We start from the raw sequence: 21,662 nt of genomic DNA on the forward strand, positions 1-21,662 counted from the left end.
TGCCCTCCCCCGATTACTGCGACCCGTTGGCCAACTTACCGTTCGCGTGGGAAATCAGTGAGGAGGTTTCGAGCAGTTCGGGGGAGCTCAGGGGTCTGGGCAGCCCTTCGAGCATCTCGGGGGAGTCGAGATCGCCGTCCACGACGCCGAGATCGTGAAGTTTGCGTGCGGTGACCAGGACACGGCTTTCGAGCGATCCGACCGACTTGTTGTACGCCTCCACGGTCCGCGTGAGCGCCTTGCCGAGCGACTCGACGTTCCTGCCGAGGGACGACAGCCGTTCGTACAGCTCCTTGCCCAGCTCGAACACCGCCCGCGCGTTCTCGCTCAGCGCCGCCTGCTGCCAGGCGTAGTGGGCGGTGCGCAGCATCGTGATCAGCGTCGTGGGCGTCGCGATGTGCACCCGCCGCGTCATGGCGTACTCCAGCAGGGAGGGGTCGCGTTCGAGCGCCGGCGCCAGGAACGCCTCCCCGGGGATGAACAGCACCACGAACTCCGGCGACGGGTTGAACCCCTGCCAGTACGCCTTGGCCGCCAGCCGGTCGATGTGCTCGCGCACGTGCCGGGCGTGGGCGTCGAGGCGTACGGTCGCCAGCGACTCGTCGGACGCCTCCGCGGCCTCCAGATAGGCCGCCAGCGAGACCTTGGAGTCGACCACGATGTTCTTGCCCCCGGCGAGCCTGACGACCATGTCGGGCCGCATGGAGCCCTCGGTGACCTGCTCGTCGAAGTCGCAGTAACGCTGCATGCCGGCGATCTCGGCGACCCTGCGCAGCTGCAGCTCGCCCCATCGGCCCCGCGCCTCGGGCCGCTGCAGGGCCCGGACCAGGGCGGTGGTCTGGGAGCGGAGCTGCTCGTTGCTCCGCTGCACGAACTCCATCTGCTTGGCCAGCTCGGCCCGCGCCGCCCGCTGCCCCGACTCGGAGTCGCGCAGCTGGGACTCGACCCGCGTGAGCGCGTCCTTGAGCGGCTCGACCAGGTGCTCGACGGCCAGCCTGCGTTGTTCGAGATCGCCCGCCGCCTCGGCCCTGGTGGCCGCGAGCCGGCTCTCCGCCAGCTCGAGGAAGCGCACGTTGTTGACGTCGAGCGCGCGCGTGGACAGGGCCTGGAAGCGCTCGGCCAGCTGCTCCTCGACGTAGACCAGTTTCTCGGAGGCCGCTCTGGCCCGCGCGTCCGACTCGGCGATCCGCACCGCGGCCCGCGTCCTGGCCACCAGGAACCCCACGAGCAACCCGACGGCGAGACCCAGGAGAAGCGAGACGACGTCCACTCCATCGATGATGGCAGGCCCGCCGGGCGCTGATCTCGCCGACACGCTTGGGCGTTCCGCTTGTGCGGCACATCTCTCGTCACGCAGAGTACGGGGATGAACACGGTACCGAAGGTGGCCGCGGCGGGCGCCGCCCTGGCGATCACCCTGATCGCCCTGGCCGGGGCCGTCATCGCCGGGTCGGGGAGCGGCACTCAGCCGCGTCCCGTCCTGCGCTGGTCCCTGGGCGCGTGCGTCACGGGCGAGTACGCGCTGACCGCGTGCAACGGCGGCGAGTCCGAGGTGGTGGCACTCGCTCCCGACCCGCCGGGCCCCGGCGACTGTCCCGTGGACACCGACAACGTCCTGCGGGTCGGAGTCGGCCGTACGGCGTGCGTACGCAACTTCCTCGAACCGCACCCCGGCGCGCCCGGCGGTGGCGGCGGCCTGCTCAGGCCGGGCGACTGCGTCACGCTGGACGGCCGCGAGCGGCCGTGCGAGCGGCCCGGCTGGTACGGCAGGTCCCTCGCGATCGTCGCCGACCCCGCCGCCTGCCCCTCCGGCACCCTGGACGCCCTCGACGGCGACTCCCACGTGATCTGCCTGGGCCCCGGCGGCCAGGTGCTCGACCGGGGCGCCTGCGTGGCCGAGCCGGCCACGGACGTGATCGCCAGGTCCGCCGTCACCAGGGTCCCGTGCGACTCGCCGCACGCCTGGGCGAGGGTGCTGTCGTTCGAGAGCGCGCCGTCGGCCTGCCCGCCGGGCGCGCGCCGCTATCTGCGCGCCGAGCAGGCCTATCGTCCGGTTACCTGTCTGTACGTGCTGAGCCAGTAAACTCGGCGCCGTGAGCGAGCGAAGCGAGTCAACCACCAGGCGCGGCCATCTAGGGCTCTTCCCGGCGACCCTCCCGGCGACGGGGTCGGTCGGATGAGTCTCTCCATCGGAATCGTCGGCCTGCCCAACGTGGGCAAGTCCACGCTCTTCAACGCGCTGACCAAGACCGGCAACGCGCTCGCGGCGAACTACCCGTTCGCCACCATCGAGCCCAACGTGGGCATCGTCGGCGTGCCCGACGACCGGCTCCCGAAGCTGGCCGAGATCTTCTCCTCGGCCCGCATCCTGCCCGCCAAGGTCGAGTTCGTCGACATCGCGGGCCTGGTCAAGGGGGCCTCCGAGGGGCAGGGCAGAGGCAACCAGTTCCTCGCCAACATCCGCGACACCGACGCGATCTGCCAGGTCATCCGGGTCTTCAACGACCCCGACGTCACCCACGTCGACGGCGAGATCTCCCCCAAGCGCGACATCGAGACCATCAACACCGAGTTGATCATGGCCGACCTGCAGACGGTCGAGAAGGCCGTACCGCGCCTGCAGAAGGAGGCGCGCAACAACAAGGACAAGAAGGTCGCGCTGGAGGCGGCGGAGGCCGGGCTGGCCGTGCTGGAGACCGGCAAGACGATCTTCGAGAGCGGTCTCGACCGCGACGGGCTGCGCGAGCTCCACCTGCTGACGGCCAAGCCGTTCCTCTACGTGTTCAACCTCGACGCCGACGAGCTCACCGACAGCGCGCTCAGGGAGCAGCTGTCCGCGCTGGTCGCCCCGGCCGAGGCGGTCTTCCTCGACGCCAAGATCGAGTCCGAGCTGGTCGAGCTCGACGAGGAGGAGGCGCTGGAGCTGCTGCAGTCGGTCGGCCAGGAGGAGTCGGGCCTGCGCCAGCTCGCCCGGGTCGGCTTCGAGACGCTGGGGCTGCAGACCTACCTCACGGCCGGGCCGAAGGAGACCAGGGCCTGGACGATCCCCAAGGGCGCCACAGCGCCTGAGGCGGCCGGCGTGATCCACACCGACTTCCAGCGCGGCTTCATCAAGGCCGAGGTGATCTCCTTCGACGAGCTGGTCGAGGCCGGCTCGATCGCCAGCGCCCGGTCGGCGGGCAAGGCCCGGATCGAGGGCAAGGACTACGTCATGCGCGACGGCGACGTGGTGGAGTTCCGCTTCAACGTGTGACGGGCGGCCGCCCCGATGGTGCGTGGGGCGGCCCGGTTCGCGGCGTGCCGGTCACGGTCGGCGAAGGTCGGCTACGGTACGTTACCGGCGGCGGATGGCGGCGAGGCCCCTCCGGCGTCCGGTTCTCCGGCGCAGACTGAAGGTTTGCTCTGAGGACAAGTGAGGCGTCAACCACTCTGGGCCCCCGCGCGTCGAATCGTCACGGCGTTCACGCTGACTCGGGAGGCCCTCATGATCCGTCGCATCATCCGGAAACGACGCCCCGCGCCCACGCTCGCGGGCATCAGCCTGGAGGAGGAGCTCGCCCTCATCAGGGTCGAGCTCATGTACGGCCTGCGCGTCAACCGCGAGGCGTACCTCCGCAGGAAGGTCGACGAGCGCAACGAGATGACGACCCGCATGAGAGAGCGTGAGCCCGCCGAGATGCTGGCCGATCTCCGTGGCTCCCTGGAGCGGACGGTGCAGCCGACGGGGCAGCCGACGGTGGTCGATCTGCGCAGCAGGCGCCAGTCGCGCACCCACCAGGATCCCGAGCCCGCCTGACCGGAGCCGCCTCCGCTCAGGACTCCGTCCGGGGGCCTCGGTGCTCGAAGCCCGGCCTGGATCTGGTTCAGACTCATGCCGAATCCGCAGGTCGCGAGAGGTCCATGCCTGTTTTGGACAGGAAAGCGTGGCTGCCGCGGTATGCGATTTTAGGCATCTGGCCTGGTCAAATGGCCACCGTCCCGGGAACGCACAGGAATCGGCGCCGAGGCCGGTCAAACGGGCCCGGTTTGCCGTGTGGACTGTCATGCCGCAGCATGGGCGTGGCTTTCCTGGAACAATGGCGGAGACCGGATAGGGTGACTACTTCACCGCGGATGATGGGGATCGGCAACGGACGACACCGCGCCAGCCGGGGGGATCGGCGCGAGCGGAGGCGTGATGGCTCGTAGGTCTACCGTCCAGCACGATCCTCGGATCGCTGACGGGCCCGGGCTTTCCGCAACCCTCGATCCGGCCGACTTCGACACGCCGCCGCCGCGCAGGCCGCGGCGTGGCGGCTGGTCGGGCGGGGGCGGACGGTGGCTGGTGTGGACCGGCCGCATCATTCTTTGGGCACTTATTGTGGTGGTTGTCGTGAATGGGGTTCGTGCCCCATTTGAGAGGTTCACCCAGCAAGAACCGGCGACGACAAGTGGCGCCGCGCCCGTTGACAAGGGATTTCCCGCCGAACAGGGCATGGCTTTCGCGGCGCAGTTCGCCGGCGTCTATCTCAATTTCAGTCCCGAAGACGCCGCCAGCAGGTCCAGCAAGCTCAAGGCGTTCCTGGCCGAGGGCATGGACCCGCAACTCGGCTGGGACGGTTACGGCAAGCTGGCGGCCGTCGCCATCCAGCCGTACGACATCGAGGCGAGCGACGACAAAAACGCCGTGGTCAACGTGGCCTACCAGTCGGGCCCCCGCCGGATGATGCTGTCGGTCCCGGTCTACTACTCCGGCGACGACGCCGGACGGCGCTTCGTGATCTCGGGACGCCCGGCGATCCTGCCCGCCCCGGCTCCGGCCGACCTGCCCCAGGTCGCCGCGCCGGAGACCGACGACGCGGCGGCCGCCGAGCTCAAGCCCCAGCTGGAGGGCTTCTTCAAGGACTACGCGTCAGGCGACACCGGCGGGCTGCAGCGCTACGTCGCCGCGGGCAAGAGCCTGCCCAGCTTCGCGGGCGCGTTCACCTTCTCGCAGCTCAAGGAAGTCGTGGTGCCTGTGGGGGGTGCCACCCGAGAGATCCAGGCGGTCGTGGTGTGGGCCGTGCCGAGCGATCCCCCGCCCACTCCCAACAGCACCGACCCCGCGGTGGTCGGCGGCACGCTGGAGCAGGCCTACCGCCTGACCGTCGAAAAGCAGGGCGACAAGTGGTTCGTCGCCGACATCCGCGGTGGCGGCCGGGTCGCTGGATAGAGGCACGGCCGTGCTGCTGATCGGTACCCCCCGGGAGGACAAGAAGTGACCTTGAAGACCGTAATGCTCACCTTGATGGAGATGACGCCGACACCGACGCCCACCGGCATCGACACCGGCGGGCTGGCCAACTTCCTGCGCGCGTTCTTCGCGCCGCTGTTCCTCGTCGTGGTCTCCGTGGTCGCGCTGTTCTTCCTCTTCACCCGCGAGATCACGCGCTTCGTGCAGTTCCTCATCCTGGCGGTGGCCATCGGGGTGATCTTCTACGTTCCCAACATCATCGAGGTGACGGCGAAGGCGATCGCGGGCGCACTGGGCATCAGGTAAGGGTTGAGACCGCTCCGCGGCGGTCATGTACGAGCGGGTGGAGAGGAGGACCGCGTGGACCTGCCCACGTACACGAACATCTGGCGGATCGAGAAGCGGCTCTACAAGCTGTACGACCTACGGCTGCCGATGCCGCTGCCGATCGTCTGGATCGGCGTGTTCGTCGGGGTGTTCGTTCCGTGGTCGCTCCTGCTGGTCCTGGTGGGCGTGCCGGTGGAGATGCCCTGGCATGTGCTGTTCCTGGTGCCGCCCGGGATCGTGACGTGGTTGTCCACCCGTCCCGTCATCGAGGGCAAGCGGCTCACCGAGCTGCTCGAATCCCAGCTCCGTTACCTGGGGCAGCCGAAGGCCTGGTACCGCCTGGCGCCCAGCTCCGAGCCCGAGGCCGTGACGTTCTCCGGGCGCGTGTGGCGTACGACGCCCGTACGGGCCAAGTCGAAGGGGCCGCGCAAGGCCCGCCATCCCCAGCGCAGGCGCGAGGGCGCCGCCGGGCCGCGCCAGGTGCGCCCCGCCGTCGCCGCCGCGGCGGCCGCGGCCGCGCAGGCGCCCGTCGCCGAGCCGACGACCGCGCGCACCGGCTGGGGCACCCGCCGCGGCACCGCCCCCGCCCTGAAGGCCCAGGTACGCCAGGCCGCTGCGGGCGCCCCCGGTTCCGGGCGGCCTCAGGAACGCTCGCTGCTGGGCGAGGCGGTGGGGGCTACGGCGCCGGTGCTGGGCGAACGCGAGCTCGTGATCGATCACCAGCCTGACTCCGCCTCCGAGCCCGCCTCCCGGGCTTCTGAAGCCGCGCCCCAGAACGGCACCGCCGGCGGAGGACGGGAGCACACGGCCGACCGGCGCACCGCCGCGCGGGCCGGGCGACGGTCCGATGACCGCCTCGACGAACGGCCCGGCGAACACCCTGACGACCAGCTCGGCGAACGACCTGAGGCCTGGGACCGGCCTGAGCCGCGGAACCGCTTCGAGGTGGCGGGCCGGCCCGAGGCGGGGGACACGCGGGACCGGTTCGAGACGGGGGACCGGTTCGAGACGGGGGACCGGTTCGAGACGCGTGACCAGCCTGAGGCCCGGGACCGCCCCGCGGGACAGGACCGGTTCGCGGCCCGGGATCGTGCTGCGGGGCAGGACCGGTTCGAGGTGCGGGATCAGGCCGGGGCGCGGGGCGCGATGAGCGCCGAGGCGCTGGCGGCTCAGGAGGCCGCGGATCCGATCAGGACGGCGGAGAGCCGCAAGCCGGCCGCGGGCAAGCCCATCGACACCGAGGCGCTGCGCAGGCTGCGGCGGCTCGCGGCGAGCGCCGACGGCCCGATCGACGCGAGGGAACGGGCCGAGGCCGGTCCGCGTCCCGCGGGTGAGCGTCCCGAGGACGAGGTCGCCCGTGACAAGCACAGGAAGGGTCAGCCGCCGCGGCTCGTCCCCGGGCTGGCGCTCTCGGGCGGCCAGGGTGTCTGGCCACCGCTCGACCCCGACGCCAAGCCGGTACCCCGCCCCAGCGCCCGCAAGGACGAGACGCACGAGGACCTCCGCGCGGACCTCCCGCGTGGCACCACCCCCCGAACACCCACCGACCTTCGACAGGACGCCGAGGCAACCGGCGCACCGGCCGAAACGCCGGAGAGCCGCCACGTGCGCCCCGTGCGAGACCTGTCCGAGGCCCGCGACGCGCGCCTCGACCGGCAGGCGTCCGAGACCCGTGAGGCTCGGCCTGTGCGGGAGGCGTCCGACGTCGGTGACGCGCGGCCCGTGCGGGAGCGTGGTGAGGCAGAGGTCGCGGGAGAGACGGCCGGCGTGCCGGATCAGGCTGCCGGCCAGGAGCCGGGCACGGCCGGAGCGCATGGGCCCGACGCCGCCGACGTGAGCGACGCCACCGAAGCGGCGGCACCCGGGTCCGAAGTGCCCGTGTCCAAGGCGGCAAGGCCCAAGGCGACCCGATCCAGGACGCCCGGGCCCAAGGCGACCCGATCCAAGGCGGCTGAATCTGAGGCGGTCGAGTTCGAGGCGGCCAAGCTTGAGGCACCTGCGTCCGAAGGGACCGGGTCTGAGGCGGTCGGGTCTGAGGCGGCCAAGTTTGAGGCACCCGCGCCCGAGGCACCCGCGTCCGAGGCGACCGGATCCGAGGCGAACGGATCCGAGGCGAACGGATCCGAGGCGAACGGATCCGAGGCGAACGGATCCGAGGTGGCCGAACTTGAGGCACGCGGGTCCGAGGCAGCCGGGCTTGAGGGGCGCGGGTCCGAGGGGGTCGGGGCCGACGGGGCCGGGCCGGGTGACGCGCATACGGCCGCAGACGGCTCTGAGAGGCACGCAGACGACCGCACGGCCCCGGTGGCCGGTCAACGTACCGCACCGGTATCGGGCGATCGTGAGGCCGGTCGTGAGCGCGTGCCGGCTCAGGAGCGTGAAGACGTCCGCGAACGGGAGGCGTCCCGGGAGCGGGTGACGGCGAGAGAGCGGGAGGCCGCGAGGGAGCGGCAGGCGGTCAGGGAACGGGAGGCGGTGGCCGCGGCGGGCCGGGAGGCGGCCGCGGCGGCGCGTGGTGGGGGTGCGGCGCGACCTAGCGGTGAGGGCAGTGGAGAGATCGGGGCCGTGCCTGTTCCGCGCCCGGGTGAGGGCCGGGTGCGACGGGTCGAGTCCGTCGTGGGGCGCGACTCGGGCGGCTGGCGGCGCATCGCTCAGGTCGTCGTCGGCGGCGGCGGGGTGCGGACCGACGGGTCCGAGATCGACGAGGCCAGGGCCAGGGGCGTGTTCGCGGGCAGCCGCAGGGTCGTCGTGCTGGGCTGCACCGGCGGCGCGGGCCAGAGCACGACGGCGCTCATGCTGGGTCACGCCTTCGCCCAATACCGCGACGACCGGGTCGTGGCCGTGGACGCCAGCACCGGCGGCGGCACGCTGACCAGCAAGATCCAGCCGGAGACCCCCGAGACCCTGACGTCGTTGCTGTCGGGGCTCGACCGGGTCAGCGGCTATCTCACGATGCGGGGTTACACCACGCGGACCGCCTCGGGCCTCGAGGTGATCAGCGCGGATTCCGACGCGGGCGCCGAGCAGCGGCTCGCGGACAGGTCCTTCTTCTCCGACCACCGGCTCGGCGAATCCATGCGCCTGCTCGACCGCCACTACAAGCTGGCCGTCATCGACCCGGCCGCCGCCCTGGCGGCCCGGTTGCTGCCGTACGCGGACCAGCTCGTGCTGGTGGTCCCGGCGAGCGAGGAGGCGCCGGAGGCGGTGGCGATGACGTACGAGTGGCTCGACGGGCACGGCTGCGCGGAGCTGCGCAGGCGGGCGGTGATGGTGGTCAACGGCGTGAGCAGGCGTTCGATGACCGACGTCGAGCAGGCGGAGGCGGTGGCCAGAGGCAGGTGCCGGGCCATCGTCAGGGTCCCCTGGGAGGACGGCCTGGCGCCAGGCGGCGCGGAGGTCGTCGATCCCGGGCAGTTGCGCGCGGCCGGGCGGCGGGCGTACCTCGCTCTCGCCGGTGTCGTGGTCGCAGGTTTCGCGGCACAGTCCGTACGACCGAGCGAAGAGGAGTTGGCGAGTGACCCCCCGGGCACGAGAATCGGTGAGCGATAAGTGAACAAGCGAGCAGGTCTGGCCCGTTCATGCGCCGAGGGGGCGGCATGAGCAGGGCATCCCGAGCGCACCAGCGCCTCGCGGTCCGCTACTTCGACGACCGCATCCTGCTCACGGACACCAGCGCATGGGCGTATTTCCGGCTCCCGACGGTCAGCTACGAGTTCGTCACCCCCGAGGAACGCGAGGCGCTGGCCACCAACATCACGATCGCGCTGGCCGCGATCAGGATGCCCGACGCCGAGGTCCACCTGAGGGTCGCGCACCGCACGTACCCGGCGGCGGAGTGGGCCATGGCGCTCAATGCCACGTCCGACGAGGGGCCTGGCTGGCGCGACTATTTGGAGGAGATGTACCGGCACGTCTGGGCCAAGGACTTCTGGTCGAAGGAGGTCTACCTGGGCGTGCGGCTCGGCCCGCGCGGCAAGCAGCTCGGCAGCGGCGTGCTGGCCCAGCTCCTCGGCTTCTACCAGAAGACCGAGAAGGTGCTGGGGATGGACGACGACCACGTACCCGACAGCGAGATCGGGCGCTGGACGGAGCAGGCGGAACGGCTCGGGCGAGCACTCGCGTCGAGTGCCCTCTACGCCCGTCACGCCACCTCCGTCGAGGTGGCGTGGCTGTTCCAGCACTCGGCCGCGGGCGCGCTCGGCGACCCGCCGCCGTCGGCCAGCCCGCGCAGGCGCTGGGGCAAGGGCGAGATCGAGTCGCTGGTCGAGGGCGAGATCCACAACGGCAGGTCGTTGCTGCGGATCGTGCAGCCGCAGGGCGACTCCTACGTGGCGCATCTGTCGTTCGCGCGCTTCCCCGACCTGATGCCCTTCCCCGACGGGGAGCCGTGGCTGCACTTCGCCGACCAGCTGCCGTTCCCGGTGGAGATCTCCTCGCGGATGCGGCTGATCCCGCCGGTGAAGGCGTCGAAGGACGTGGCGCGCAAGCTGGCGCACGCCCGCGACATGGACCACCACATCCGCGAGGCGGGCGCGGAGGCGCCGCTGGCGCTGGCCGAGCAGATCGACGCGGCCCGCATGCTGGAGCACGGCATCACCAAGGAACGGCTGCCCTTCGTGTACGGCTGGCACCGCCTGATCGTCTCGGCCCCGACCGAGGACATCTGCGTGCAGCGAGTGGAGGCGGTGGTCGAGCACTACCGCGACATGGGCATCGACGTGGTCAACTCGACCGGCGACCAGTTCTCGCTGTTCCGCGAGACGCTGCCGGGCGAGAAGGTGGGCGTCAACGCCTACGCCCAGCGCCAGCCGCTGCGCACGATCGCCGGCGGCATGGCCACGGCGACCGTCGATCTCGGCGACCGGCTGGGGGAGGGCACCGAGGGCTGGCTGGGCCCGTACATCGGCGAGACCGTGGGCAGGGCGCGCAGCATCGTGCACTTCGACCCGCTGGTGGCGGCCATGCGCAACCGGCCGACCGCCATCGCGATCACCGGCGAGCCCGGCGGCGGCAAGACCACGCTGGCGCTGCTGATGATCTACCAGATGGCGCTGCGCGGCGTGACGGTCGCGGTGATCGACCCGAAGGGGGACGCGGAGTCGCTGGTACGGCTGCTGGAGAAGCGGGGCCGCAAGGCCCGCGTCATCCCGCTCGGCTCGGCGGCCCCCGGGCTGCTCGACCCGTTCTCGTTCGGCGACGACATCGCGGCGAAGAAGACCATGGCCACCGAGACGCTGCGGCTGCTGCTGCCGCGCATGTCGGAGGAGCGCGAGTCGGCGATGATCCAGGCGGTGGCGGCCGTGTCGAACGGCGCGGACCCCTCGCTCGGCAAGGTCGTGGACTTCCTGGAGCAGGCCGAGGACGCGGCGTCGAAGAACCTCGGCGCGGTGCTGCGCTCGATGTCGGAGATGCACCTGGCCCGGCTGTGCTTCGACCCGTCCGGCGGCGACCAGATCGACAGCGAGGGCTGGACGACCGTGTTCACGCTCGGCGGGCTGACGCTGCCCGACGTGGCCACGGGCCGGGAGGACTACTCCTACGAGCAGCGGCTGTCGGTCGCGCTGCTCTACCTGGTGTCGCAGTTCGCGCGCAGGCTGATGAACGGCCTCGACCGGCGCGCCCCCAAGGCGATCTTCCTGGACGAGGCGTGGGCGATCACCTCCACGCCCGAGGGCGCCAAGCTGGTGCCCGAGGTCAGCAGGATGGGCCGTTCCCGCAACACCGCTCTGGTGCTGGTCTCGCAGAACGCGGGAGACCTGCTGAACGAGCAGGTGACCAACTGCCTGTCGTCCGTCTTCGCGTTCAGGTCCACCGAGAGGGTGGAGGTGGACCACGTCATGTCCCTGCTCGGGGTGGAGCCGTCGGAGGAGCACAAGGCCGTGCTCCGTTCCCTGGGCAACGGCGAATGCGTATTCCGTGATCTGGATGGCAGGGCGGGGCGTATGGGCGTAGACCTGATCTCCGAGGAACTTCTCCGCTGGCTCGACACGAACCCGACACACGACAAACCCGGCGGCACGGGGCATGATGATCTTCAGGGGGGCGTGGGCAGGGCGCAGGAGGTACGGTCATGAAGATCCGGCTATCCCGACGACTCGCGCTGGCTCTCGCGCTCGTCACCGGCATCCTCGTGGTGCCGCTCGTCCTGGGCGCGACGTCCACGCCGGTCGCCGCCGCCCCCTGTGACCTGTCGGGACCGCTGTCGCCCGAGATGGTGGGCAGCGGCACCGACGGGCTGATCCAGCCGCCCGCGCCGCAGGCCGGCACCCCGGCGGCGACCACCAACTACGCCCAGTTCGGGATGAGCGGGCAGTTCTGGCACACGCACGAGCTGACCTGCTCCGACTACGTGGCCGTGCTCGGCAACATGTGGGCCAACGGCATCTTCACCGCGGCCAAGGCCGTCGACCGGCTGACGATCACCACGTACCAGGCGGCGGCGACGGAAGGACCGCTCCAGGCGATCAAGGACGTGGTCGACGACATCGTCACGCGCCTGGCCGACGCCGTCTACTGGGACTTCCTCCAGCCGATCGTCATCCTCGGCGCCATCTGGCTGGCCTGGTACGGCCTGATCCGCAAGCGGGCCACCACGACCGCGGAAGGCGTCATCTGGATGGTGCTGGCGGTCACGGTGGCGGTGTGGTTCTTCAGCCGGCCCGGCGACTTCACCGGCCTGGGCAAGGTCGTCACCGACAAGACCGGCGAAGTGGTCAACTCCGCCTTCTCCGGCCTGCCGGGCGCGGGCGGCGCGTCCTGCCTGCCGCCGCCCGGCGGCGGCGAGAGCCCGAAGGTGCAGGCGGGCGGCTACGCCCAGACCGGCACGCCCGGGGTCGACCAGAACGCCGACGCGCTGTGGTCCACGCTGGTCTGCAAGCCGTGGCTGGTGGGCCTGTTCGGCACCGCCGACCCGCAGCAGCCGATCGTGCGCGACTGGGGCCGCAAGGTGCTGGAGATGCAGTCCGTCCCGCAGGCGGTGGCTGGGCAACCGGCGCCCGACGTGGGAGCCCGCCAGTCGGAGTACGCGGCGCTCGGCGACAAGCTCAGGAACGACCCCCGCTACGCCACCTTCTCCGGCCGCGACTGGTCCAACCGGCTCGGCGTGGCCGTCGGCGCGTTCATCGCCGCCCTGGTGGCGGGCCTGCTCATCTTCCTGGTGGCGGTGTCGCTGCTGGTGCTGAAGGTGGGCTTCCTGCTCCTGCTCATCCTGGGGCCGATCTTCCTGCTGATCGGCGTCCATCCGGGCAGCGGGCGGATCGTCGCCCTGCGCTGGGTGGAGATGCTCATCGGCACGCTGCTGAGACAGGCCGTGCTGACGATCGTGCTCAGCGTCCTGGTGTACGGGTACGCGCTCATCATCTCCACGGCCATGCCCTGGGGCATGCAGGTGCTGTTCATGGCCCTGCTGACGATCGCGGTGTTCTTCTACCGCCGCCCGTTCCAGCACCTGTTCGCCTCCATGAGCGGGCACACGGTCACCACCCGCATGCTCGGCGAGGCGGCGAGTTCGTCGGTGCTTGAGCGGTCGGCGGGCGTGCTGCCGCCGGTGGCGTCGGCCAGGATCGGCCGCTGGGGTCTGCGCAAGGCCGAGCCGCTGATCAGGGCGGCCGGTGCGGCCAACCCGGCGGGCGCGGCGGCCACGGCCGCGGCCGGCGGCCAGGTCAGGATGCGCGGCGAGGAGGGCGAAGGCGCCGCGTCCGGCACCAGGATCCCGGCCACGGCGGCTCCGCTCGACACCGACCCGCAGGGCGGCAGGGCGGCCGGGCGGGGCACGCCCGAGCCGCGCAGGGGCACCGCGCCCCCGCTCAACCTGGGCACCTCCGCGCCTCAGCGCGGGCCCGCGGCCGGCGGTCCCCGGGTCGGCGGCGGGGCCGCGGCCTCCACCGGCGCGGCCTCGGCGGCCTCGTCGGGCTCCTCCGGCGGCTGGTTCGGCGGGGCGTCCGGCGGTGGCTGGGCGCGGCGCGGCGGTTCGGCGGGCGGTTCATCTGGTGGGTCACGATCCGGCGGCTCGCGCTTCGGCGGGTCCGGCGGGTCACGGTCCGGCGGGTCGCGGTTCGGCGGCTCGGGCGGGTCCCGTACGGGCGGCTCCCGCTCGCGCGGCTCCGGCGGCCTCTTCGGCGGTTCAGGCGGTTCAGGCGGGTCCGGCGGGTCGGGCGGCTCAGGTGGCGGGCTGTTCGGCGGCGGGTCCCGCAACGGCTCGCGTTCGGGCAACGGCTCGCGCTCCGGCGGCGGGACGTCGCCGGGACCGCGGATCTTCGGCTCGGGCGAGTCGTCGTCCCGCGCCTCCGAGGCGCCCCCGCTGTGGCTGCGCAGCAGCGGCAACGGCGGCGGCTCCGGGGGCGACAGCCCCGACGTGCCCTTCTGGCTCAAGCCGAACAACTCCGACAAGGACTAGAACATGGCGCAGGCAGGTGACAGGCGGGGGGTGGCCTTCGCCGCCATCGTCGTGGTCATCGCGGCGGTCGGCATCTACCTGACGATGTGGCCCGACTCCTCGGAGGAGACCCCTGAACGGCCGGAGGCGGCCAGGGCCACCAGTTCCGCCGTGGTGACGAGCACGCCGCTGGCCACCGCGAGCGCCGCGCCGTTCGACGTGTACGCGTACCTGCCGATGAAGAAGGAGCAACTGGCGGCGGCGGCCGACGTGGCCACCCGGTTCACCGCCGCCTACGGCACCTTCCGCTTCGACGAGGACCCCGCGGCCTACGCGGGCCGGCTCAAGGCGTACACCACGGCCGAGCTCGGCGACACCCTGACCAGGACGATGACCTCGGCGGGCACCGTCGAGACGAACAAGAACGACCAGATCGTCTCCACGGCCACGGCCGCGCTCAAGGAGATCAGGCAGGTCGACAAGAGCTCCATCGTCTTCGTGGTCACCGCGAACCGGCAGGTCACGGCCACCAGTGGGAACAAGCTGGTCAGCGAGGAGTTCGCGGTGACGGTGGCCCAGTCGGGGGCCGACTGGCGGGTCTACGACATCCTGCCCGCCGCGGACGGCCAGGACGGAGATCCCCCCTGGTGAAACTCTCCAAGACGCGGCTGGCCCTGATCATCGGCCTGGCCGGCATGCTGCTCCTGGTGGCGGTCATCGTCTCGCCGCTGCTGCTGATGTCGATGCCGTCGTTCCTGAGCGACAGCGCCTCCGTCGACTGCGACGACTCGGCGCAGGTGGAGGAGGCCTCCGACTCCGCCTCGTCCGACATCCCCGCCGCGTACCTGGAGCTGTACAAGGACTACGGCAAGAGGATCGGCGTCCAGTGGAACATCCTGGCCGCCGTGGGCAAGCGTGAGACCGACCACGGCCGCTCCGATCTGCCCGGCGTCAAGAACGGCACCAACTCCGCGGGCGCGGCCGGGCCGATGCAGTTCCTCATCTCCACGTGGGGCGGCAAGGCCAGGGTGCCGATGTCGTCGAAGTTCACCGGCTACGCCTCCGACGGCGACGGTGACGGCGTGGGCGACGTCTACAACCCCGCCGACGCGATCCTCGGCGCGGCCAGGATGCTCAAGCGCAACGGCGCCCCCGAGAACGTGCGGCAGGCGCTGTTCGTCTACAACCGGGCCTGGTGGTACGTCGACCAGGTCGAGGAGATCGCCAGGAAGTACGCCAAGTCCGGCGCGGTCGAGGTGCCGCCGCAGGCGTCGGAGGAGTGCGACGAGCCGCTGGTCGAGGCCGCGCCCAGCGACGTCGTGGCCAAGATCCTGCAGTTCGCGCTGGCGCAGCGCGGCAAGCCGTACCTGTGGGGCGGCACGGGGCCCGACTCCTTCGACTGCTCGGGCGTCATCTACGCGGCCTACAAGGCGGCCGGGCTGACGATCCCGCGCACGACGTTCGGGCAGTGGCCGTTCGGCGTGAAGGTGTTAGAAGGCGAGGAAGAACCCGGCGACCTGGTGTTCTTCAACGCCGGACCCGGCACGTCCGCGAACAACCCCGGCCACGTGGGGCTGGTCGTGTCGAAGGGGAAGATGCTGGAGGCGCGGTGCCGGCTGTGCGGGCCGATCAAGGTCACGAGCTACCAGGCGCGCGACACCCGCGTGGGCTTCACCCGCCCGCTGCAGAACCCCGCGGTGCAGGAGCAGCTGAAGAAGCTGCAGAATCGCACTCTATGAGGGTCATGAGGCTGAGGACGCCGTCCGCATGAGCATGATCGTGGTCGTGGCCGCGGTGATCGTCGAGCCCGGCGGCCGGGTGCTGGCCGCGCAGCGCGCCGAGCCCGCCGCGCTGGCCGGCGGCTGGGAGTTCCCCGGCGGGAAGGTGGACCCCGGCGAGAGCGAGGAGGCCGCGCTCGTCAGGGAGTGCAGGGAGGAGCTCGGCGTCGAGGTCGCCGTGGGCGAGCGGGTGGGCGGTGACTGGCCGCTTGCCGAGGGGTACGTCATGCGCGTCTGGCTCTGCACGCTGACCTCGGGCACGCCGGAGGCCAAGGAGCATCTGGCGCTGCGCTGGCTGGGGCCTGGGGAGTACTACGAGGTCGAATGGCTGGGCGCGGACCTGCCGATCATGAAGATGGTGGAGAGTCTCCTCCCGCGTGATTAGGACATCCCTCTCTGTGACAGAATGATTACTAGGAGTTATTTTTGTCGCGGTGGGGGAGATGGGCGCGATGCGGCGTGGATGGGGCGTCGCCGGGGTGCTGACGCTGGTGGCGGTGCCTTCTGTGCCCGTGGCGGCGACCGGGGTGTCGCTCGTGCTGGAGCGGGTGCACGAGGGCGGCGAGGTCGGCAAGTGGGTCAGGACCGGGGACGTGCAGCGCTTCCGGGTCCGGCTCAACGGCATGGCCAAAGGCGCCAGGGTGGCGGTCGCGGCCAGCCCGGCGACGGCCCTGACCGAGGTCACCTGCCCGCCCGCACCTGTGCTGAGCCCGCGTCCTGCGGCGGGTGCCGCCGGCCTCGGGGCCGCGACGCCGGCCGGCTTCGTCGACGCTCCGGCCGGGCAGGCGGGCTCGGCTTCGGCCGGGCCTGCGGTGCGGAGTCCGGCCGCGGCGGTGGGTGCCGGTGAGGGGGCCAGTGAGGGGGCCGGTGAAAGGGGAGGTGAGAGGGCAGGTGCGGCCGGGCGGCTGGCCAGGCGGGCGTTGCGGGCCGTGGGCGATCCGGCGGTGGTGGGTGATCCGGCGGTGACGGGTGCCGTTCCGCCGGGGGCGCGGGTGTGCCGGTTGGGGAAGGTCGCCGGTGAGCGGGCGGTGGACGTCACGGTCACGGCGCCCGCCGGCGCGCGGAAGGTGGTGCTCGCCGCGGTGGCCAAAGTGCGCGGGACCGGAGGCGGGCCGACCACCCTGAGCAGGAGCACCGCCGTGCGGGTCGGGGCGAGCCGCATCACGGGGGAGCGGGCGACGTTCAGCGGCCAGGCCCACCGCCTCCCGCCGCCCAAGCGCGACGCCGTCGACCAACTGGCCGGCACGAGCACCCTCGTGACCCCGACCCCGGTCGTCGCCGCCGCTCCGGCCGTCAGCTCGTCCCCGAGCGCGGCAAGCCCAGGGATCACGCCGGGCGCACGAGCGACGCCAGGCGTACCGGCTACGGCAAGGGCGGCGGGCGGAAAACGGAAGGTGAGCGCGACTCCGGCGGCGAGTGCGGCGGTGGCCGCCGGAGAGATGCCGGTCATTCCGCCGATCGTGCCCGTCACTCCCATCGCGCCTCTCACGCCCGGTCCCGGCGTGCCTTCAGGGGGCGTGCCGCAGGCGTTGCCGACGGCCGTGGTGAGCCTGTCCGCCGGTACGCGGCTCTTTGCCTCGTTCCAAGCCGAGGGCCCCGGCGGAGAAGCGCCGTTGCCGTGGGAAATGGTGTCGTCCGCGAAACCCGTTCATCCGGTGCGCTGGATCAGTCCGATTGACGGCCCGCAGGCGTTGCCCATGGTCGCGGGGGCCATCGGAGTGCTGCTCGGAGGGCTCTGGATCGTTGTCACGGTACAACGAGGACGTAATCGGAGAAACGAGTTGTAAATCCGTCTTTACTGTTACTTTTACCCGGCTAGTATTCCCTTGACCATGGTTTCGGGACTGCGCGGAGGGCACCGGTGGCACGCACGCGAGCGACAGCCCTGTCCGCTGTCGTCCTGGCGCTCGCACTGACGGGCGCCGGAGCGACGCCGTTCATCGTGCAGAGCGCGAGTGCCTCCGTGACGGCCTTGGACCCCGTCGAGCCGTGCGACGTCGGCGAGGTCTGCGACATCACCCCCGAGACCACCGTCACGGTCACCACCACCTTGGGCGAGCCCACTCCCGAGGAGACGGACTCGGCGCCGGAGACGACGGTCACCAAGACGGTGACCGCGAGCCCGACGAAGAAGACCAAGGCGCCGACCCCCACGAAGACCACCCCCGCCTCGACGCCTCCGCCGACCACCCCCGAGCAGAACCCGCAGCCGCTGCCCACGCAGTCCGTCGAGGTGCCGCCCACGACGGAGCCGACGCCCACCCAGGAGGAGAGCGTCTCGATGCCGGCCATCGCGCCGGACGAGACCACCCCCGCGGTGCCGACGCCCAGCGAGACGCAGGTCGCCTCCGACGAGGAGGTGCCGCTGGAGCTGCGTAACGCGGCGCCGGAGTTCGACCAGCGCACGCTGACGCAGAAGCTCAGCATCCCCGCGCTGGTGCTGGTCCTGCTCGCGCTCTTCGCCGTGCTCATCTTCGAGGGCCGGCTGCGCCGGATGGCCCACGCGGCGGCGGTGCGGAAGGCGGGGCCGCCGATGGCCGGGCCCGAGATGCCTCCGCCCGGCGCCGGCTACCCGGCGGGGCCCGGCTACGCCACGGCGGGCTTCCAGGCTCCCGGCTATCCCGGCGGCACCGCGTACGCGCCGATCATCAGCTTCGTGCCGGTGCAGACCTACCCCAGCGTCCCGCCCGGCTACCAGGACCCGAACCACCCGTATCCGCCCCAGGGTTACGTCCAGGAGCCGTACCAGGAGCCCGTACAGGAGCCCATGGTCCTGCATCCGGACGAGTTCGACTCCTACAGCGAGCCGCCCGTCCGCGAGCGCGACCCGTTCGAGCCGGCCACCGAGGTACGTGAGCCGTTCGAGCCAGCGTCCGGTGCGCGGGAGCGTGACCCGTTCGAGCCGCTGGTCCCGCCGGTGCCGTCGGACATCCCGCCGGGCGGGGCCGGCCCGTACGACGGCGACCAGGAGCAGCCGCTCGGCCCGGCCTCGGCCGCCGAATCGGGTGACCCGGACCCCTGGAAGCCGGCCGCGGGCTCGCTGTTCGAACCCGCCTCCTCCAGGGAGAGCGAGCCGGGCCAGGGGGACTCCGTGGCCACGGACTACGAGCCGCCGCCCTACCTGGCGCCCGACGCGGACGTGACGGCCGTGCAGCCGCTGCCGCCCCAGCTCCAGGAGCAGCAGCGGGAGCCGACCAAGGAGATGCCCGACACCAAGCGCGGGCTCTTCGGCAGGAAGAAGAAGTAGCACAGACGAGAAGGAGCGGGGGCCGGACGTCCGGCCCCCGCTCCTTTGTCGTACGCCTACTTGCTGTTGCTGCTGCTGCGCTTGAAGATCTTGTTGCCCAGCCACACCAGCGGGTCGTACTTGCGGTCCACCACGCGCTCCTTCATCGGGATCAGCGCGTTGTCAGTGATCTTGATGTGCTCGGGGCAGACCTCGGTGCAGCACTTGGTGATGTTGCAGTAGCCGAGGCCGTGCTCCTCCTGCGCGGCGTCCTGCCGGTCGGCCACGTCGTACGGGTGCATGTCCAGCTCGGCGATCCGCATGAGGAAGCGCGGACCGGAGAAGTTGGTCTTGTTCTCCTCGTGGTCGCGGATCACGTGGCAGACGTTGTTGCACATGAAGCACTCGATGCACTTGCGGAACTCCTGCGAGCGCTCGACGTCGACCTGCTTCATCCGGTACTCGCCCGGCTTCACCCCGCTCGGCGGCGTGAAGGAGGGCACCTCCCGGGCCTTCTGGTAGTTGTAGGACACGTCGGTGACGAGGTCCTTGATGACGGGGAAGGTCCGCATCGGCGTGACCGTGATGGTCTCGTCCTCCTCGAAGGTGGACATGCGGGTCATGCAGCCCAGCCGGGGCTTGCCGTTGATCTCCATGCTGCACGAGCCGCACTTGCCGGCCTTGCAGTTCCACCGCACCGCCAGGTCGGGCGCCTGCGTCGCCTGGAGGCGGTGGATGATGTCGAGGACGACCTCGCCCTCGTTGACCTCGACGGTGAAGTCCTCGAGCTTGCCCTCGCCGCCCTCACCGCGCCAGACCTTGAACTTTGCCTTGTAGCTCATGACTTCGCTATCCCGTCGAACTCGGCCATCTCTTCGTCGGTGAGGTATTTGCTCAGCTCGTCCCGGTCGAAGAGGGTGATCAGGTCGTCCCGCATGGACGGCTGGAGCTTCTCCTCGACCTGCACGGACGCGCCGTCCGCGGTGGAGCAGACGAGCAGCTTGCGGCGCCAGCCCGGGTTCATCCCGGGGAAGTCGTCGCGGGTATGCCCGCCGCGGCTCTCCTCGCGCAGCAGCGCGGCGCGGGCCACGCACTCCGACACCAGCACCATGTTGCGCAGGTCGATCGCGAGGTGCCAGCCCGGGTTGTAGATGCGCGAGCCGGCCGCGCCGACCATGCGCACGCGCTCCTTGAGCTTCTCCACGGCCTCCAGGGCCTCGGAGACCTCCTCGGCCTTGCGGATGATGCCGACGAGCTCGTTCATCGTGCGCTGGAGCTCGTGGTGGACCTCGTAGGGGTTCTCGCCGCTGCGGTTGAGCGGGGCCAGCGCCTCCTCCAGGGCCGCGTCCACCAGCTCGGACTCGACCTTGGGCCGCGCGGCCAGGCCGTCCACGTACGCCGCCGCGCCCGCGCCCGCCCGGCGCCCGAACACCAGCAGGTCGGACAGCGAGTTGCCGCCCAGCCGGTTGGAGCCGTGCATGCCGCCCGAGACCTCGCCGGCCGCGAACAGCCCCGGAACGGCCGCCGCGCCGCTGTCGGCGTCGACCTCGACGCCGCCCATGATGTAGTGGCAGGTCGGCCCCACCTGCATGGGCTCGGCGGTGATGTCGACGTCGGCCAGCTCCTTGAACTGGTGGTGCATCGACGGCAGCCGCCGCTTGATCTCCTCGGCGGGCAGGCGGGTCGAGACGTCGAGGAAGACGCCGCCCTGGGGTGAGCCGCGGCCGGCCTTCACCTCGGCGTTGATCGCGCGGGCCACCTCGTCACGCGGCAGCAGCTCCGGCGGGCGCCGGTTGTTGGCCTGGTCGGTGTACCAGCGGTCGCCCTCCTCCTCCGTGGTGGCGTACTTGTCCTTGAACACCTCGGGGATGTAGTCGAACATGAAGCGCTTGCCCTCGGAGTTGCGCAGCACGCCGCCGTCACCGCGGACGGACTCGGTGACCAGGATGCCGCGCACCGACGGAGGCCAGACCATCCCCGTGGGGTGGAACTGGATGAACTCCATGTTGATCAGGTTGGCGCCGGCCAGCAGGGCCAGGGCGTGGCCGTCGCCGGTGTACTCCCAGGAGTTGGACGTGACGACGTACGACTTGCCGATGCCGCCGGTGGCCAGGACCACGGCGGGGGCGTCGAAGAGGACGAAGTTGCCCGTCTCGCGCCAGTAGCCGAACGCGCCGGAGATCGCGTCGCCGTCCTTGAGCAGCCGCGTGACCGTGCACTCGGCGAAGACCTTGATGTAGGCTTCGTAGTCGCCGTGGGTCTCGTAGTCCTCCTGCTGGAGGGCCACGACGCGCTGCTGCAGGGTGCGGATGAGCTCCAGGCCGGTACGGTCGCCCACGTGTGCGAGCCGTGGGTACTCGTGCCCGCCGAAGTTCCGCTGGCTGATCTTGCCGTCCTTGGTGCGGTCGAACAGCGCGCCCCAGGCCTCCAGCTCCCACACGCGGTCGGGCGCCTCCTTGGCGTGCAGCTCGGCCATCCGCCAGTTGTTGAGGAACTTGCCGCCCCGCATGGTGTCACGGAAGTGCACCATCCAGTTGTCGTCGGAGTTGACGTTCCCCATCGCGGCGGCCGCGCCGCCCTCCGCCATGACCGTGTGGGCCTTGCCGAACAGCGACTTGCAGATGATCGCGGTCCGCTTGCCCTGCTGACGGGCCTCGATCGCGGCCCGCAGGCCGGCCCCGCCCGCGCCGATGACGATGACGTCGTACTCGTGGCGCTCTATGTTGTGCGTGTTTTCCACTGAAA

Annotated in this window: 16 protein-coding genes; 13 read left to right on the forward strand and 3 right to left on the reverse strand. The window is 71.3% G+C overall.

Annotation, left to right across the window (positions count from 1 at the left end; genetic code table 11):
• Positions 1 to 13 precede the first annotated feature (13 nt).
• Positions 14 to 1,279, reverse strand: a complete 1,266-nt coding sequence (locus tag B0I32_RS18435) for a DNA recombination protein RmuC (RefSeq protein ID WP_245955912.1) — start codon at positions 1,277 to 1,279, stop codon at positions 14 to 16.
• Positions 1,280 to 1,366: 87 nt separating this feature from the next.
• Between B0I32_RS18435 and B0I32_RS18440 the strand changes: the two genes are divergently transcribed.
• The 13 genes from B0I32_RS18440 (at position 1,367) to B0I32_RS18505 (ending at position 18,938) form a co-directional block, all read left to right on the forward strand.
• Positions 1,367 to 2,083 carry a hypothetical protein gene (locus B0I32_RS18440; RefSeq protein ID WP_106240696.1) on the forward strand — a complete coding sequence of 239 codons (717 nt, stop codon included), beginning with the start codon at positions 1,367 to 1,369 and terminating at the stop codon, positions 2,081 to 2,083.
• A 93-nt stretch (positions 2,084 to 2,176) separates the two neighbouring features.
• The gene (ychF, locus tag B0I32_RS18445) at positions 2,177 to 3,253 is read left to right on the forward strand and encodes a redox-regulated ATPase YchF (protein WP_106240698.1); all 1,077 of its coding nucleotides are present in this window, start codon (positions 2,177 to 2,179) and stop codon (positions 3,251 to 3,253) included.
• Between the two features lie 231 nt (positions 3,254 to 3,484).
• Complete coding sequence (locus B0I32_RS18450; protein ID WP_106240701.1) at positions 3,485 to 3,796, forward strand: hypothetical protein; 312 nt, start codon at positions 3,485 to 3,487, stop codon at positions 3,794 to 3,796.
• Between the two features lie 678 nt (positions 3,797 to 4,474).
• The gene (locus B0I32_RS18455; protein WP_245955890.1) at positions 4,475 to 5,191 is read left to right on the forward strand and encodes a conjugal transfer protein; all 717 of its coding nucleotides are present in this window, start codon (positions 4,475 to 4,477) and stop codon (positions 5,189 to 5,191) included.
• Between the two features lie 63 nt (positions 5,192 to 5,254).
• A complete protein-coding gene (locus B0I32_RS18460; RefSeq protein ID WP_106240705.1) occupies positions 5,255 to 5,518 on the forward strand; it encodes a hypothetical protein in 264 nt (87 codons plus the stop codon).
• 54 nt (positions 5,519 to 5,572) lie between these two features.
• Complete coding sequence (locus tag B0I32_RS60970; protein ID WP_181307519.1) at positions 5,573 to 9,088, forward strand: TcpE family conjugal transfer membrane protein; 3,516 nt, start codon at positions 5,573 to 5,575, stop codon at positions 9,086 to 9,088.
• Positions 9,089 to 9,135: 47 nt separating this feature from the next.
• A complete protein-coding gene (locus B0I32_RS18475; protein ID WP_106240710.1) occupies positions 9,136 to 11,613 on the forward strand; it encodes an ATP-binding protein in 2,478 nt (825 codons plus the stop codon).
• Positions 11,610 to 13,934, forward strand: a complete 2,325-nt coding sequence (locus B0I32_RS18480; protein ID WP_106240712.1) for a type IV secretion system protein — start codon at positions 11,610 to 11,612, stop codon at positions 13,932 to 13,934. The genes B0I32_RS18475 and B0I32_RS18480 overlap by 4 nt, the downstream gene beginning before the upstream one ends.
• Positions 13,935 to 13,937: 3 nt before the next feature.
• On the forward strand, positions 13,938 to 14,564 hold the full coding sequence (locus tag B0I32_RS18485) for a hypothetical protein (protein WP_106240714.1): 627 nt from the start codon (positions 13,938 to 13,940) through the stop codon (positions 14,562 to 14,564).
• Positions 14,561 to 15,652, forward strand: a complete 1,092-nt coding sequence (locus B0I32_RS18490) for a C40 family peptidase (RefSeq protein ID WP_106240717.1) — start codon at positions 14,561 to 14,563, stop codon at positions 15,650 to 15,652. The genes B0I32_RS18485 and B0I32_RS18490 overlap by 4 nt, the downstream gene beginning before the upstream one ends.
• Positions 15,653 to 15,680: 28 nt before the next feature.
• On the forward strand, positions 15,681 to 16,076 hold the full coding sequence (locus tag B0I32_RS18495; protein WP_106240720.1) for a (deoxy)nucleoside triphosphate pyrophosphohydrolase: 396 nt from the start codon (positions 15,681 to 15,683) through the stop codon (positions 16,074 to 16,076).
• 67 nt (positions 16,077 to 16,143) lie between these two features.
• Positions 16,144 to 17,478: a hypothetical protein gene (locus B0I32_RS18500; RefSeq protein ID WP_146178215.1), complete on the forward strand. Its 1,335-nt coding sequence runs from the start codon at positions 16,144 to 16,146 to the stop codon at positions 17,476 to 17,478.
• A 74-nt stretch (positions 17,479 to 17,552) separates the two neighbouring features.
• Positions 17,553 to 18,938, forward strand: a complete 1,386-nt coding sequence (locus tag B0I32_RS18505) for a hypothetical protein (RefSeq protein ID WP_106240724.1) — start codon at positions 17,553 to 17,555, stop codon at positions 18,936 to 18,938.
• A gap of 56 nt (positions 18,939 to 18,994) precedes the next feature.
• Here the strand turns inward: B0I32_RS18505 and B0I32_RS18510 are convergent, their stop codons facing one another.
• Together B0I32_RS18510 and B0I32_RS18515 are read right to left on the reverse strand one after the other, a co-directional pair.
• Positions 18,995 to 19,759, reverse strand: a complete 765-nt coding sequence (locus tag B0I32_RS18510) for a succinate dehydrogenase/fumarate reductase iron-sulfur subunit (protein WP_106240726.1) — start codon at positions 19,757 to 19,759, stop codon at positions 18,995 to 18,997.
• On the reverse strand, positions 19,756 to 21,657 hold the full coding sequence (locus tag B0I32_RS18515) for a fumarate reductase/succinate dehydrogenase flavoprotein subunit (protein WP_245955891.1): 1,902 nt from the start codon (positions 21,655 to 21,657) through the stop codon (positions 19,756 to 19,758). The genes B0I32_RS18510 and B0I32_RS18515 overlap by 4 nt, the downstream gene beginning before the upstream one ends.
• Between the last annotated feature and the right edge of the window lie 5 nt (positions 21,658 to 21,662).

This window comes from Nonomuraea fuscirosea, from assembly GCF_003001935.1.
Classification (GTDB): Bacteria; Actinomycetota; Actinomycetes; order Streptosporangiales; family Streptosporangiaceae; genus Nonomuraea; species Nonomuraea fuscirosea.

What these genes read in the sequence shown, in the direction of transcription:
- ychF (WP_106240698.1), top strand. Translation starts at nt 2,177, where the DNA reads ATGAGTCTCTCCATCGGAATCGTCGGCCTGCCCAACGTGGGCAAGTCC.
- B0I32_RS18495 (WP_106240720.1), top strand. Translation starts at nt 15,681, where the DNA reads ATGAGCATGATCGTGGTCGTGGCCGCGGTGATCGTCGAGCCCGGCGGC.
- B0I32_RS18480 (WP_106240712.1), top strand. Translation starts at nt 11,610, where the DNA reads ATGAAGATCCGGCTATCCCGACGACTCGCGCTGGCTCTCGCGCTCGTC.
- B0I32_RS18440 (WP_106240696.1), top strand. Translation starts at nt 1,367, where the DNA reads ATGAACACGGTACCGAAGGTGGCCGCGGCGGGCGCCGCCCTGGCGATC.
- B0I32_RS18450 (WP_106240701.1), top strand. Translation starts at nt 3,485, where the DNA reads ATGATCCGTCGCATCATCCGGAAACGACGCCCCGCGCCCACGCTCGCG.
- B0I32_RS18500 (WP_146178215.1), top strand. Translation starts at nt 16,144, where the DNA reads ATGCGGCGTGGATGGGGCGTCGCCGGGGTGCTGACGCTGGTGGCGGTG.
- B0I32_RS18455 (WP_245955890.1), top strand. Translation starts at nt 4,475, where the DNA reads ATGGCTTTCGCGGCGCAGTTCGCCGGCGTCTATCTCAATTTCAGTCCC.
- B0I32_RS18460 (WP_106240705.1), top strand. Translation starts at nt 5,255, where the DNA reads ATGCTCACCTTGATGGAGATGACGCCGACACCGACGCCCACCGGCATC.
- B0I32_RS18475 (WP_106240710.1), top strand. Translation starts at nt 9,136, where the DNA reads ATGAGCAGGGCATCCCGAGCGCACCAGCGCCTCGCGGTCCGCTACTTC.
- B0I32_RS18510 (WP_106240726.1), bottom strand. Translation starts at nt 19,759, where the DNA reads ATGAGCTACAAGGCAAAGTTCAAGGTCTGGCGCGGTGAGGGCGGCGAG.
- B0I32_RS18485 (WP_106240714.1), top strand. Translation starts at nt 13,938, where the DNA reads ATGGCGCAGGCAGGTGACAGGCGGGGGGTGGCCTTCGCCGCCATCGTC.